9 protein-coding genes are annotated in these 14434 nt (G+C 67.3%); 5 read left to right on the forward strand and 4 right to left on the reverse strand.

Features of this window, described 5'->3' with window-relative positions:
* The first annotated feature begins 576 nt into the window (after positions 1-576).
* Positions 577-2154, forward strand: coding sequence for a DUF2339 domain-containing protein (locus ACZ60G_RS25325; protein ID WP_465812851.1), 1578 nt, complete (start codon positions 577-579; stop codon positions 2152-2154).
* A 279-nt stretch (positions 2155-2433) separates the two neighbouring features.
* On the opposite strand, the gene ACZ60G_RS25330 is transcribed toward ACZ60G_RS25325, so the two are convergent.
* From ACZ60G_RS25330 to ACZ60G_RS25345, 4 genes are all read right to left on the reverse strand, one after another.
* Positions 2434-5304, reverse strand: coding sequence for an MMPL family transporter (locus tag ACZ60G_RS25330; RefSeq protein WP_465812853.1), 2871 nt, complete (start codon positions 5302-5304; stop codon positions 2434-2436).
* Entirely contained in the window at positions 5304-6032 is a 729-nt protein-coding gene (locus ACZ60G_RS25335; protein WP_465812953.1) for an NYN domain-containing protein, read from the reverse strand. The genes ACZ60G_RS25330 and ACZ60G_RS25335 overlap by 1 nt, the downstream gene beginning before the upstream one ends.
* Positions 6032-6841 (reverse strand): tRNA (guanosine(46)-N7)-methyltransferase TrmB, encoded by an 810-nt coding sequence (gene trmB, locus ACZ60G_RS25340; RefSeq protein ID WP_465812855.1) that lies wholly within the window; start codon positions 6839-6841, stop codon positions 6032-6034. The genes ACZ60G_RS25335 and trmB overlap by 1 nt, the downstream gene beginning before the upstream one ends.
* 71 nt (positions 6842-6912) lie before the next feature.
* Entirely contained in the window at positions 6913-8253 is a 1341-nt protein-coding gene (locus tag ACZ60G_RS25345) for a lipase family protein (protein WP_465812857.1), read from the reverse strand.
* A gap of 171 nt (positions 8254-8424) precedes the next feature.
* Here ACZ60G_RS25345 and ACZ60G_RS25350 point away from each other — a divergent pair, with 171 nt between their 5' ends.
* The 4 genes from ACZ60G_RS25350 (at position 8425) to ACZ60G_RS25365 (ending at position 14345) form a co-directional block, all read left to right on the forward strand.
* Positions 8425-9207, forward strand: a complete 783-nt coding sequence (locus ACZ60G_RS25350; RefSeq protein WP_465812859.1) for an SDR family oxidoreductase — start codon at positions 8425-8427, stop codon at positions 9205-9207.
* 195 nt (positions 9208-9402) lie between these two features.
* Positions 9403-10536, forward strand: coding sequence for a hypothetical protein (locus ACZ60G_RS25355; RefSeq protein ID WP_465812861.1), 1134 nt, complete (start codon positions 9403-9405; stop codon positions 10534-10536).
* A 295-nt stretch (positions 10537-10831) separates the two neighbouring features.
* Positions 10832-12235, forward strand: a complete 1404-nt coding sequence (locus ACZ60G_RS25360; RefSeq protein ID WP_465812863.1) for a hypothetical protein — start codon at positions 10832-10834, stop codon at positions 12233-12235.
* A gap of 271 nt (positions 12236-12506) precedes the next feature.
* Positions 12507-14345: a phosphoenolpyruvate carboxykinase (GTP) gene (locus ACZ60G_RS25365; RefSeq protein WP_465812865.1), complete on the forward strand. Its 1839-nt coding sequence runs from the start codon at positions 12507-12509 to the stop codon at positions 14343-14345.
* Positions 14346-14434: the final 89 nt, after the last annotated feature.

The raw sequence follows: 14434 nt of genomic DNA on the forward strand, positions 1-14434 counted from the left end.
GCCGCGGGGGCGGTCGGTGGCCAGACGGTTTTGCCGGACGCTCCCGTAGCTCCTTCGGCCGAGCCGACGCGCGGCGCTGGGCATACATCGAATGCAACCGCCGGATCGGCAGTCTCGGGGGAGTCGGCTGCCGACCGGAGATCGACGGCGCGGTCGGACGCTGCGAGTGCCCCGATGGCCCCGACACCCGAAGCGATCTCTGATGCTTCCGGTGCACCTGTCGCAGGTGCGGTGCCGGGGGTGCCCGCCACTTGGGTGGTGCCTGGCGCGCCGATGGCGGGTGCGGTGCCGTCTGCACCAGTTCCTGGCGGGGTGGGGCGGATTCCGATGCCGCCGACCGGGCCCTCGGGGTGGGCGCGGCCGGTCCCAGGGTATGGCGCGCCGGGCGGTGTCGGTATGTCGGGATGGGCTGCGGGGCCGGGTGGAGTGCCGGGGGGTTCGGGTGTGCCCGGCGGGTTTGTGCCGCCAGGACTGCGTGGGCCGGGGGTTGGGGCGGTTCCGCCAGGGTCGCCGCCGCGGCCGCCGGGGTGGGGTGGGGCGCGTGCGCCGAAGACACCGTGGTGGCAGCAGGAGGGGATGATAAGTCGGGTGCTGGCGGTGGCCGGGGTGGGAGTGACGCTGATCGGGGTGGTGATGCTGTTGGTGCTCGCCGCGCAGGCCGGGTTCTTCGGCCCGGTACCGAGAGTTGTTGCCGGGGCTGTGTTCTCGGCGGCGCTGGTGGGGGCCGGGGCGCGGGTGTTCGGGCGGGCCGGTGGCCGGGTCGGTGGAATTTCCTTGGCTGCCACCGGTATTGCCGGGGCTTATCTGGATGTGGTCGCGGTGACGGCGATCTACGAGTGGTTGCATCCGGTGGTCGGGCTCGCGGTGGCGCTCGGTGTTGCGGCGGGTGGGGTCGGGTTGGCGATGCGGTGGCAGTCGCAGCCGCTCGCGGTGCTCGTGGTCGCGGGTGCGGCGTTGTTGTCGCCGTTCGTCACTTCGGAACTGGTGCTGCTCGCATTCCTGATCGTGTTGCAGTTGACCTGTGTGCCGGTGCAATTGGTCCGTGATTGGCCGTTCCTGCATGTGGTGCGCACGGCGCCCGCGACATCGGCGACCTTGCTCGCCATTGCCGTCGCCGTCGTCGACGATCCGGCGCAGGGCCGGGTGTACTGGCTGCTCACCGCTGCGGTGGCGATCGCGGCGATCGGGTTGGTCGGCGGTGTTCTGGTGGCGCGCAGGCGATCCGGCGATATCGTGGCCGCGCTGAGCTTCGCGCTTTCGACTGCTCCGCTCTTGGCCGCCCCCGCGATGTTCGAGCGGCACTCGGCCACCTTGGTCGCGGCCGTTTATGCGGCGGTTCTGTTGGCTGTGGCGACATTGCCCATGGTGCCGAAAATGCGTGAGCTGGTGCGGATTCCAGGTTCGATCGCATTCGTCTCCGCGATCGCCGGTTCGTTCGCGCTGCTCGAAGCGTGTGTCGGCGTGACGCGAGTGCAGACCCTGCCCCTCGCACTGTTCCTGGTGGCGCTCTGCTACCTCGGGTTGGCCGGACAGCGGCGCTCCCGTATTGCCGCCGCCATCGGCGCGGCATTCACGCTGGTCGGCTCGGTGGCGTACTTCACCACCGTGACTCCGGAAGCGCTTGCGACACAACGGCTTGCGCATGAGCATCTGGGTATCGCGACCGCTCTGGGGGCCGTCCTCGCGCTCGCGGTCATCGTTGTGGGCGTCTGGTGCGCCCGGAGACTCCCCGGCATGACCAAGGGCGGAACCGACGAGTCGACGCTGTTCGTCGTCGCGAGCATCGCGGGCCTGTATGCGGTAACCGCCGCGGCGGTCTCGATCGGCATCGCGACCGGCAGCGCCGACGGTTTCATCATCGGCCACAGCGCCGCCACCATCCTGTGGATGGGCGCCGCCACGGCCGCGCTGTTCTTCGGCCTGCGCAACCTGTCCCGCTCGGCCGCCGTCGCCAAACTGGCACTCGGCTCCGGACTGCTCGTCACCGCAGCTGCCCTGGCCAAGCTGTTCCTCTTCGATCTCGCCACCCTCGACGGCCTGGTCCGAGTAGCAGCCTTCTTGGTAGTCGGCGTCCTGCTGCTCCTGGCAGGTACCCGCTACGCCCGAGCCTTCGCCGAAGCCGGTGCCACAAACCCGGATTCAGTAGAACGCTGACAACTGCGGTACTGGTTGTCCGCCTGCTCATAGCCAGAAGCGCCTAAGTCAGGTTCTTTCCCGAAGTCCGAACCGCAGGCCGAGATCCAGCAGAAGACGCTCGGTGTCGTTCGGCCGCCACCGACGAATCCGCCCCGAGTCTCCTCAGCACGGTTCATCGAAACCAACAACGACGCACCGGAATTCGCCGCCCGAGCTGCGACGACCTTCCGCTGGCACGCGTCCCGAGGCCGGAAATTCGAAAGCCATAGCTCCCCACAGCCGCAGCCGCGCAACGCGTTACTCGCGATCCCGCCGCCGCAGCAACTCGTTCACGCTGACTGTCCGCCCGTCCGCGCTGTGGTGCCGACCTTCGTCGGGCTGGCCGATGCGGCGACGATTGGACCGCAACTCGGCCATCCAGTTTTCGATGCTGCTCCGGTTCTCGTCCGAGGCATCGTCATTCGGCGGGGCGGGCCGTTCCGATGCCGCGTGGTGGGTCGGATGGTCCGGAGCCGGGATGGGCGTCTGCTGAACCGGTGGCGGGGGAGGCGTCGGTGTGGGCGCAGGCGGAATCGGACGAGTCGGTTCGGACGCTCCCGAAATCGTCGGAATCGGCCGCGGCCGAATGGGCTCGGGTGCGGGCGGCGCCGGCTGGCCGAGCGGCACGGCCGGCGACCCCTGCGCAGGCGGCAACCCCGGCGCAGGCGATGCCTGTCCGGATGGCGGCACGGGCGGCCCAGGCGGTGGCGTGTGCAGCGACGGATTCGCCCGCGGCCGAGTCGGATCGTGCGGCGCGGCAACCGGCCACGGCGGCACCGGTGGTTCGGGCGGGAGCTTCGCGAAATGCTGCGTCGGCGCCTCCGCCTCGATCTCCTCGACCGTGCGCGGCCGCCGCGGTGACCGCGACCGAGTACTGACGTTATCGGTGAGCGCAGGCATCTGCATCGTCACCGGATCGGTGATCGGCGTGGTCTTCACCAGGTCGACGACCTCGCCCCCGCCGGGACGTTCGTCGTCCAGAATCGGCTCGCCGAGCCCGATCTTCTGCTGCACCTTCTTCATCCACGCCGGTGCCCACCAGCAGTCGTCGCCGAGCAGCTTCATGGTGGCCGGGACGAGCAGCATGCGCAGAATCGTCGCGTCGATGAACAGCGCCGCGATCATGCCGTAGGCCAGATACTGCATCATGACCAGATCGGAGAACGCGAACGCGCCGGTCACCACGAGCAGGATGAGTGCGGCGGCGGTGATGATGCGCCCGGTCTGCGCGGTACCGATGCGCACCGCCTCGGTCGTCGAAGCCCCCTGCGTACGCGCTTCGACCATGCGCGACAACAGGAACACCTCGTAGTCGGTCGAAAGACCGTAGATAACCGCGATGATCAGTACCAATACCGGCGACATGATCGGCTGCGGCGTGAAGTTCAGCAGGCCCGCGGCGTGCCCGTCGACGAAGATCCACGTCAAAATGCCGAGCGTGGAACCCAATCCGAGCGCGCTCATCAAAGCGGCCTTGATAGGCAGCACCAGTGAGCCGAAGGTGAGGAACATCAGCAACGTGGTCACGAACAGGACCAGCGCGATCATCCACGGCATCCGGTGCAGCAGCGCGTCGATGCTGTCCTTCTGGATCGCGGGCTGTCCGCCGACATACATCTGCACGTCGTCCGGGATTTCGAGGGAGCGCAGATAGTCGATGGTCGGATCCGGATTCTCCGAATCCGCGAGCGTCGCGCTGGTGCGGAACACTTCCTTGTCCGTGTTGGACTGAGCGGGCACGTCGAAGGTGCCGTTCAAGCCGGGCGCCTGCTTGGCCGCGGTCCACACCTTGCCGACGTCACTGCTGTTAGCGGAGACGAATACGAGCTGGATCGGATCGGACTTGCGTAGCGGGAAGATCGAGTCGAACTTCGCCTGCGCGAGGCGGGTCGCGTTATCCGGCGGCAGATACCGCTCGTTGATACCGCCGAAGGCCAGATTCTTGACCGGAATGATCAGCAGCAGCAACAGGATGCAGATCGGGATCGCGATCTTGAGCGGATGCTGCATCACCCAGCGGGTCGACTTGCCCCAGAAACCGGTCTCGACTTCCTCCGCGGTCTTGGTCTTGCGGAATCGCTTGAGGCCGAGCAAATCCACCCGCGACCCGAGAATGCTGAGCATCGCGGGCAGGATGGTGATGGCGGTCAGCGCGGCCAGCGTAACGGTCGCGATGGAGCCGTAGGCGATCGATTTCAGGAAGCCCTGCGGGAACAGCAGCATGCCGCCGAGACTCGCGATGATCATCGTCGCGGAGAACACCACGGTGCGACCCGCGGTCATCACCGAACGTCGCACGGCCGCACGGGTGTCATAGCCCTCGGCGAGTTCCTCGCGGAACCGACTCACGATGAACAGGCCGTAGTCGATGGCCAGACCGAGACCGATCATCGAAACGACCGGCGAGACAAACGAGTTGACCTCGGTGAATTCGGTCACGAACCGGACGATGCCCCAGGCGCCGATCACCGTGAGACCACCGACGATCAGCGGCAGCGCCGCCGCGACCACGCCGCCGAAGATGAAGAACAGCAGCACCGCGACCGCGGGGATGGCCAGGATCTCCATCCGCTTCTGGTCGGCGGCCATGGTGTCGTTGAGCGTTCCCGCTACCGCCTGCAGACCCGCGACCTGCACATCGACGCCCGGAATGGCGAAGGCATCCTTCACTTTCCGGAAGTTGCGCACCATATCGGTGTCGTTGTTGCCCTGGATGGCGACCGAGGCGAAGGTGTACTTCTTATCCTTCGAACCGAATGTCAACGGTGACGCCGGACCGGTTTCGGTCTGCCAGTAGGCGCCGTTGATCTTGGAGATCTCATCCGGATGTTCGCGCGGCAGCGAATTGAGGCTGTCGACGATCTTCTGCCGGAATTCGGGATCATCGATCGTCTTACCGTCCGGTGCGGTGTAGAGCACGATCACATCGCTGTTGTGATCACGCCCGAACGCCTCGTCGGACAACTTGGCCGCTTTGGCCGATTGCGACGTGGGATCGTCCCACCCGCTGGAGCTGAGATGGTCTTCCAGGCCCAGGCCGTAACCGCCGAGTGCCAAGAGTGCGGCCGCGACCATGCCGATAACGGCGAAGCGCAGCCGATAGACCAGATCGCCCCAGCGTGTGAACACTAAGCGACTCCTTGGGCAGGGCGAGAGGTGAGCAGCGCCGACAGCGGCCGGAACGGCTGAAGCCAGGCTCCCTCATCGGGCAGCGAGTCGAGGCTGACCCTGGGCAGCGGTTCACGAAACACGCCCGGGATGTCCTCGAGATCTACGAACTCGAGGGTATCGGATGTTACGGCCCAACTCGCATGCTCACGGAAGCCGAGTATCTGAACGGGGATTCCGTTGGCGGCCAATCGTTCGAGCGGTTCGCGGAATGCCTGGCCATCGGCGGAGGCGACCATGATGCCCGCCAGCCCGGCACCGCGGCTGCGTAGCTCGATGTGCGCGAGCATATCCGCGTCGACATCGGAGTCCTCATCGATCTTGGGCTTGGCGAAGACCGCGTAGCCGACATTGCGCAGCGCCTCCACCCACGGCCGCACCACATCGGCGGTGCCCGGCGCGATATTGGTGAAGACGGTCGCTTCCGGTTCGACCCGGGTCACGCTGCCCACCGATAGTTCGGCGGTGCGCGCGAGCAGCCAGCGGCCGAGCGCGTCGAAGCGCGGTCGATAGGCGGCGGTCGGGCGGCCGCCGAGGATCGCGCCCAGTCCCATATCGAGATTCGGGGCGTCCCAGACCAATAGCACCCGACGCACATCGGGCGTAGCCGCGCCGATCACCTCGGATCCGGTTCCGTGCACCTCCCCGGCAACATCCACGACCGCATGGGCCACCTCACCGACACTCATCATCCGATCTTCCCCCATATGAACTCGTTGATGGCGCTTCCGGCGCGATGTGCCTTGCCTTCGAATTTTGTGACGGGCCTTTCGAAGCCGATCGGCGCACTGTCGCGATGCTCGGCGCTGACCCCGCCCGTGGTCTCGTTCAGCCCGATGAGCTGCGGTTCTGCGGCGCCGACCGCGGCGATGAATTCGGCGTAGTCAGCGTGGTCGGTCGCGACGTGCAACACACCGCCGGGCCGCAGGCGATTGGCGATCAATGCGAATGTCGCGGGCTGCAACAGCCGCCGCTTGTGGTGTCGCGCCTTCGGCCACGGGTCGGGAAAGAAGACTCGAACGCCCGTGAGCGACTGCTCAGCAATCATATTTTCCAACACATCCACAGCGTCACCGCGCAGCAGTCGAATGTTGTCGATCTGCTCGCGCTCGATGCGCTGCACCAATTGCGCGAGACCGGGCTGATAGACCTCGATGCCGATGAGATTCAGATGCGGTTCCGCATGTGCCATCGCGGCGGTGGCGGTGCCTGTCCCACAACCGATCTCGATGACGAGCGGGGCCTCGCGGCCGAACCAGGCGGTGGCGTCGAGTGGTTCATCGGCCACGTCGCGACCGATCTTGGGCCAGGTGCGATCCCAAGATTGCTGCTGGGTCGCGGTGAGTGCGCCCCGGCGCGAGCGGAAGCTCGTCACGCGGGGGTACAGGCGAGAGCCCGAGCCCTTTCGGGATCCACCGTCCGCCGGAGCCGGAGCTGTGGACGGCGGTCCGGGAACTGACTCGGCAGTATGGTTCGCGGCGTCGTTCACGCGCTCCATTGTCCAGCATCGCAGGATGCGGGCAGCAAGCGGTCGTAGCGGATCGCTTGCGGGTCACCCGAGACGAACGGTTACGCGGCGCGTACGCGGGGGATTCGAGCCGCGGGCTCGGTCTCCTCCTGACGCAGCGGCTTGCCCAGCGCCACCTTGAATGCGGTGCCGAGCATTTCCCACAGTCCGCGCACTCCTGTAGGTGAGGCGGCGACCGACCACACCGTGCTGTCGCCGACTTTGTGCACCGGCTTTCCGGCTAGCCGATCGCTGAGCCAGTCCAAGCTGATCGGCGTGGCCAGCGGGAGCAGCGAGAAGTGCTCGCTGAGTCGGTCGCGCACATAGGTGACCTGTGCGCCGCCGCGGCGATACCGCTCGACCTGGCCGTCGACGCCGTCCACGTGGATGATCTGGTCGTGCACCGGCTGCAACACCAGCAGCGGGCAGGTCGGGATGGAGTGACCGAGGCGCAGGTCGTCGAGCATGGCCTGCATATCGGGAGTGGCGAGTACCTCGGCGAGCGGACGGCTCAGATGGTGGCCGACATCTCTTTTGACGAGCCCGAGAACCGCCGCCAACGGTGTCGACCGTTCGGCGCGTTCGATGAGCCGCAGACCCTCGGCATCGCAATCGCTGTCGAATACCTCGGCCAGTGCCGGGTAGAGCCTGCGTAGCGCCGCGATCACGATCGCGGGTAGTCCGGCGTAATGCCCGCCGTTGAGCCGGGTGAATACCTGGCCGGGATCGCCGACCGGCGCGCCGAGCACGGCGCCGACGATATCGAGTTCCGGTGCGTAGGTCGGCGCCATCTCGACCAACCACGAACTGGCCATACCGCCGCCGGAATAACCCCAGACCGCGATCCGGGTATCGGGGCGCAGACCCAGCGGCGCGAAGCGCAGCGCCGCGCGGATCCCGTCGAGTCCGCGGTAACCGGGCTCGCGCGGCGCGCCGAAATTCCCGTGCGGGCCCTCGTGATCGGCGATGCTCACCGCCCAGCCCCGGCGCAGCGCGTTGGCCACCAGCATCCATTCGAGTTGGGTGACCGAGCCGAGTGCGTGGGAACCACGACGCAGTGCGTAGGAGGGGGAGCATCGCTCGGCGACCGCGTCCATGGCGGTCTGGAAGGCCAGCAGCGGGCGGTCTTCGTTCGGGTCGGCGTCGAGCGGCAGCAGCACCGTGGTGACCGCCGCTTCCGGGGTGCCGTGCATGTCACAGCTGCGGTAGAGCAGCTGCCAGGCCGAGACCTGCTGCGGTACAAGACCGAACAGTGCGAGTTCGACGCGACGGCTGCGCAGGATGGTCCCGGCCGGACGGGCCGCGAAACCCTTCGGTGGACGGAGGAATGGATCGCTACTTGGTAGCAGTGGCTTCCGATCGCCGGACGCGTCCGGCTCGACACCGATGACATCGACAGTCACGGCAACCTCCTCATCGAGACCAGCGGAACGGATTCCGCCTGGTCGGCTTGCCGCGTTCGAAAAGCCAAGCTGCGCACCGACGATGGTGCCGACCATCCCGTCAGATTAAGTGACCATGGCATCTGTGGGAACCCCGAGGTAGGGGGCTTGCCGCCGCACTAGACTGCGCGCATGAGTAGACCGACTGTGTTCATCACCGGTGCGGCGGCGGGGATCGGCCGGGCCACGGCCCTACTTTTCGCAGCACAGGGCTATCACGTCGGTGCATACGATATCGATGAGGTGGGGCTGACCAGGCTCGCGGCCGATATCCACGCCGCCGACGGCAGTGTGCGCACCGGGGTGCTGGATGTGACGAACGACACTCACTGGACCGAGCGTCTCGCGGAGTTCAACGGTGACGAGAACCGGCTCGACATCCTCGTCAACAATGCGGGCATCCTGCGCGCGGGTTCGTTCGAATCGATCGATCTGGCCACCCACCAGGCAATCATCGACGTCAATCTCGGCGGGGTCATAGCGGGTACGCATGCTGCGTTCAGCTATCTGCGCGATACGTCCGGTGCTCAGGTGGTGAACCTGTGCTCGGCATCGGCGATCTACGGTCAACCCGAACTCGCCAGCTACGGCGCGACCAAGTCCGCGGTCAAAAACCTCACCGAGGCACTCGATCTCGAATGGGAGCGCCACGATATCCGGGTGATCGCGGTGTGGCCGCTGTTCGTGGCCACCGCCATGGTGGACGGAGTCGAGACCGGTACGACCAAATCGCTCGGCGTGCGGCTGACCGCCGAGGATGTCGCGCACGGGATCTGGGACGCGACCCGCAAGCGCGGACGGCTGCCGCGGGTGCACTACGAAATCGGCGCGCAGGCAAAGGTATTGGCGGCCGCCGCGAAATACGCGCCGAACTGGGCTGTGCGGACCGCGAACAAATACTTCAGCGGCAGCTGATCCGTTCGAGCGACCTGCAAGCAGTCGCTAGCTGTCCCTTTCGAGCGATCTGCAAGCAGTCGCTAGCTGTCCCTTTCGAGCGATCTGCAAGCAGTCGCTAGCTGTCCCTTTCGAGCGACCTGCAAGCAGTCGCTAGCTGACCCGTCCGCGCGGTATGTCTGCAAGAATGGCGCACCGAAAAGGGGGTGCGAAGCTATGCCGACAGCCACCGAATCCGACGGGCCCCGGATCCGACCGGGCGGACCCGCACGGGAACTGGACCAACTCGACCACCTGCTCGCGACGCTGCGCTCGGGTGCCGATCCGCGGATCGTGGGCCAGGTGGGGACCGCCATCGCGCGGTGGCGTCGGCCGCCGCGCATTCAGGTGACCGGTCGGGCGCATTCCGGGCGGACCACCGTCCTGCACGCGCTCGCATTGATGTCGGCGGTGGAGACGGCGCCGATCAATGAACCGGGTGTGGCCGATCCTGAACTCGACGCCGACATCATCGTCTACGTGCTCTCCGGTGCGCCACAGCCCGCGGACCGGCGGATTCTGTCCGAACTGCCGCCGGAGCGCACGGTCGCGGTGCTGAACAAGGCCGATGCCATCGGATCCCGGTGGGGTGATGCGGTCGCCGCCGCCGAGCAGTACAGCGGCGGCCTCGGGACCGTCACGCTGCCGGTGGTCGCCTCGCTGGCCGTGCGCACCAGGGCCGGTGCGGTGAGCGAGGCCGATATGGCCACGCTGCGCCGCCTGGCCGAAACCGCTGATCCGGCGCTCACGCTTTCGCCCGACCTGTTCGTCTCGGCATCGGCCGGACCGGATGTCGCCGAGCGCGAAGAACTGCTGCAGCGCTGGGATCTGTACGGCGTGACCTGCGCGCTGTCGGCGTTGCGGAAAGACCCCGAACTGGGTCCGCACGCACTGCTGCAGATCATGCACGCGGCCAGCGGTATCGATCCGCTGCACCGCTTATTGCACCGCCGCTACGAACAGGTCTCCGCACTGCGCGGCGGCGAACTCCTCGACGAACTGGCCCGTCTCGCCGCCCGCGCCGTCCCGGCCGACGGCGCGAACGCACGGGACATGCTGGAGGACTACCTCTTCGGCGACGACGCCGTCTGGCTCGGCCTCTGCGCGGGCCTCGCCTGCCCGGAGGTCGCCCACTTGGCCGCCGGATATCGCGCACCGGCGCCGTCCGATGCCGACGACGCCCTGGCCCGCGCCGCCCGCTGGCGTGCGGTGGTCTCCAGCGATATGTCCCCCGCGGCTCGCCGCGCCGCCCTCCGCGTGCACAACGGCTACATCCGGCTATGGGAACGGATGAGCAGTGCCGGACTCTGAGCAACCGGATTCCGCACGCATGGAGCCGTCGGGCTCGGGTGCACCTGAGCGCGACGAATCTGCTACCGCTGCACGCCAGCCCGCGAGTGGTCCGGCGGCACAGGCATCGCCGAGTGCGGACGAAGCGGCTGGACCAGCGGTTGTGTCACGCGGATCGACTCCTGTTCCGAACGGCGGGGACCCTGATGGATCGCCCGCTCCCGGGAAGCCGTCGCTGACTCCGGAGGTCGAGGCGGTCATCGCACGGTGGAACCCGCAGGGAACGGCGCTCCTACGAGCGGTGCAGGGCACAGGGGTGGCGTCGGCAGTCACGTTGATCGGGTCCGACGACGCCAATACGAGCCTGTTGCGCACCGAGCTGGCTCGATTCGAGCCGCGGATCCCGCTCTCGGATCCGGTGCCCGATGCGAGCGCAGCGGTGGAGACCACGACGCCGTCGGGTAATGCGCCGTCGGCGGTCGCGCTCATGCTGTTGGACGCGGGTAGTGCCCTCGGTGCGGACACCCTGCACGTGGTGCAGCGCCTGCGCGCCGACGGCACGCGGATCCTGCTCGCCATGAACGGCATCCACGCCTATCAGGACTGGCGCGCGGTGCAGGCGCACAACCTCGAACTGCTCGCTGCCCAGGGCATCGACGATCTGGAGATCGTGCCGGTATCGGCGCGGCTCGCGGTGGCGGGCCGGGCGGCGGGGGATGCGGGTCTGCTCGATCGCTCCGGACTCGGCGCGCTGCATGCGGAACTCGCGGCGGCCACGGCCGGCGCCGAATCCGATGATCGGGTCGCCGCGGTCACCACACGCGTCTTGACCGATACCCGCCGACGGGTCGCCGAACAGGTCGCGGTGCTGCGCTCCGGCGCGGAACCGATCCAGTGGCGCGAGGAACGCGCCGTACTGCTCGCCGGGCGTGACGGCGGCCGCGCCACCGCCATGTCCACCCTGCGCGGCCAACTGCATCTGGCCAGGGTCGATCTGATGACCGATGTCGGGGCCCGGGTCCGCGCGCTGCACGCCGCCGCCCGGGGCGAACTCGACCGTTTGCGCCGCGCCGAATTCGCCGGCTATCCCGAACGCTTACAGCAGGCGGTCAACGAGCTGACCAACGTCGTGGACGGAACCATCGATCAGCGGCTGTCCGAGCTCACCGACCGCGTCGGCGCAGTGCCGGAAAACGACCACGGCATGCCACCGCGTTGGCGCGATCCGGCCCCGCGTGTCGGTCCGGATCCAGAGCCGAGGCACCGAGGTGTCGAAGATCACCTCATGATCGCGCTGGGTGCGTCCGCGGGCGTCGGCATCGGCCGCCTACTGGTCGCCCCGTTCTCGCTCGTGCAAGCCCTCAATTTCGCGGTCCTGCCCGTGACGCTGCTGCTCGGAGCGGGTGCGGCGGCCTGGGTGGTGCGGGCCCGCGGCCAGGTCGCCGACCGTGCGCACCTCCGTCAATGGGTCTCCGACGCGCTGGTCAATGTGAAAGCCCAATTGGAGCAGCGGGTCGCCACCGCGCTGGTGGAATCGGAGACCGCGCTATCGGACCGCGTCATGCGCGCGAGCACCGAGCGAATCGTCGAAATCGACCGTCAGGTGGCCGAATTGGAGGCCAGACTGCGCCGTGCCGCGGCTGAGCAACCGGGACAGCTCGCCGCCTGCGAACGCGATATCGCCATCCTCGACCGGTATCGGACTTCTTTGACTAGGTAACTTGGTGGGTACTCCTGGGGGAACCCGATTCCGTACTGGTCGTCACATCGCGTTAACCTCTTAAGCAGGAACCTGGGCGTCCGCTTCGTCCTTGTACGCGGTCCATCCATGACGCGATTTCGACTGGTCGTAGCGGGTGCCTTCCCGCCAACGGTGGCGCTCGGTGTGTTCGCGCTGGTCATGGGCCTTGCCGTAGCGACTGCTCGCAGGTCGCTCGAAATGGTCAGGCCAGGCGGAAACACCGTGAACCGCCCATCTCAGGAGAGTTTTCATGACCTCAGCGACCATTCCTGGTCTTCGCGATTCCGACGGCAAGCAGCCGACCGAGCACAGCGAACTACTCGCCTGGGTACAGGACGTCGCAGAACTCACTCAGCCAGAGCGAGTGGTCTGGGCGGACGGTTCCGACGAAGAGTGGGATCGGCTGACCACCCAGCTCGTTGCGGCGGGCACCTTCAAGAAGCTCAACGAGGAAAAGAAGCCGAACTCGTTCCTCGCCCTCTCCGACCCCTCCGATGTGGCGCGTGTCGAATCCCGCACCTACATCTGTTCGAAGACCGAGGCCGACGCGGGCCCGACCAACAACTGGGTCGACCCCACCGAGATGCGCGCCACCATGACCGAGCTGTACCGCGGCTCGATGAAGGGCCGCACCATGTACGTGGTGCCGTTCTGCATGGGTCCGCTCGGCGCCGAGGACCCCAAGTTGGGCGTTGAGCTCACCGACTCCGAATACGTCGTGGTCTCGATGCGCGTGATGACCCGCATGGGCACCGCCGCGCTGGAGAAGCTCGGCACCGATAAGCCGTTCGTGAAGGCCCTGCACTCGGTCGGCGCGCCGCTGGCCGACGGCCAGGCCGATGTGCCGTGGCCGTGCAACGACACCAAGTACATCACCCACTTCCCCGAGGACCGCGAGATCTGGAGCTACGGCTCCGGCTACGGCGGCAACGCGCTGCTCGGCAAGAAGTGCTACTCGCTACGCATCGCCTCGGCCATGGCCCACGACGAGGGCTGGCTGGCCGAGCACATGCTGATCCTCAAGCTGATCTCCCCCGAGGACAAGGCGTACTACATCGCCGCGGCCTTCCCGAGCGCCTGCGGTAAGACCAACCTCGCGATGATCCAGCCGACGGTTCCCGGCTGGCGCGCGGAGACCCTGGGCGACGACATCGCCTGGATGCGGTTCGGCAAGGACGGCCGCCTGTACGCGGTGAATCCCGAGTTCGGATTCTTCGGCGTCGCGCCGGGCACCAACCGCAGCTCGAACCCGAACGCCATGGCGACCGTCGAGGCGGGCAACACGGTCTACACCAATGTCGCGCTCACCGATCACGGCGACGTCTGGTGGGAGGGCCTGGAGGGCGAGCCCGATCACCTGATCGACTGGAAGGGCAACGACTGGTACCTGCGGGAGACCGAAACCCTCGCCGCGCACCCGAACTCGCGGTACTGCACGCCGATGTCGCAGTGCCCGATCCTGGCTCCGGAATGGGACGACCCGCAGGGTGTGCCGATCTCGGCAATTCTGTTCGGCGGCCGCCGCAAGACCACGGTCCCGCTGGTGACCGAATCCTTCGACTGGCAGCACGGCGTCTTCATGGGCGCGACCCTGTCGTCCGAGCAGACCGCCGCCGCCGAGGGCAAGGTCGGCACCGTGCGCCGCGACCCGATGGCGATGCTGCCGTTCATGGGCTACCACGTCGGTGACTACCTGAACCACTGGATCAATGTCGGCAAGAACGCCGATGCGAACAAGCTGCCGAAGATCTTCTACGTGAACTGGTTCCGTCGCGGTGGCGACGGCCGCTTCCTGTGGCCCGGATTCGGTGAGAACTCCCGCGTGCTGGAGTGGATCGTCGGCCGCATCGAGGGTTCGGCGCAGGCCGAGCCGACCGCGATCGGCAATGTGCCCACCGCCGCCCAGATGGATCTCGAGGGTCTGAAGGTCGATCCCGTCGATGTCGACGAGGCACTCGCCGTCGACGCGGACGAATGGCGCAAGGAGATCCCGCTCATCGAGGAGTGGTTCGAATTCGTCGGCGACAAGCTGCCCTCCGGCGTGCGCGACGAGTTCGAGGCGCTGAAGGAGCGCCTGGGCTCTGCCTAATTTGCAGCGCCTGCGGCGCATGCGCTTCGGCCACTCGGCCGCGAGACGGGCCGCGAACGTCGCTCGTAAGACTCGCTCCGTGGTGGCTG

The sequence above is a fragment of the Nocardia sp. NPDC102475 genome, from assembly GCF_055584605.1.

What these genes read in the sequence shown, in the direction of transcription:
- ACZ60G_RS25325 (WP_465812851.1), top strand. Translation starts at nt 577, where the DNA reads ATGATAAGTCGGGTGCTGGCGGTGGCCGGGGTGGGAGTGACGCTGATC.
- ACZ60G_RS25335 (WP_465812953.1), bottom strand. Translation starts at nt 6,032, where the DNA reads ATGAGTGTCGGTGAGGTGGCCCATGCGGTCGTGGATGTTGCCGGGGAG.
- trmB (WP_465812855.1), bottom strand. Translation starts at nt 6,841, where the DNA reads ATGGAGCGCGTGAACGACGCCGCGAACCATACTGCCGAGTCAGTTCCC.
- ACZ60G_RS25350 (WP_465812859.1), top strand. Translation starts at nt 8,425, where the DNA reads ATGAGTAGACCGACTGTGTTCATCACCGGTGCGGCGGCGGGGATCGGC.
- ACZ60G_RS25355 (WP_465812861.1), top strand. Translation starts at nt 9,403, where the DNA reads ATGCCGACAGCCACCGAATCCGACGGGCCCCGGATCCGACCGGGCGGA.
- ACZ60G_RS25365 (WP_465812865.1), top strand. Translation starts at nt 12,507, where the DNA reads ATGACCTCAGCGACCATTCCTGGTCTTCGCGATTCCGACGGCAAGCAG.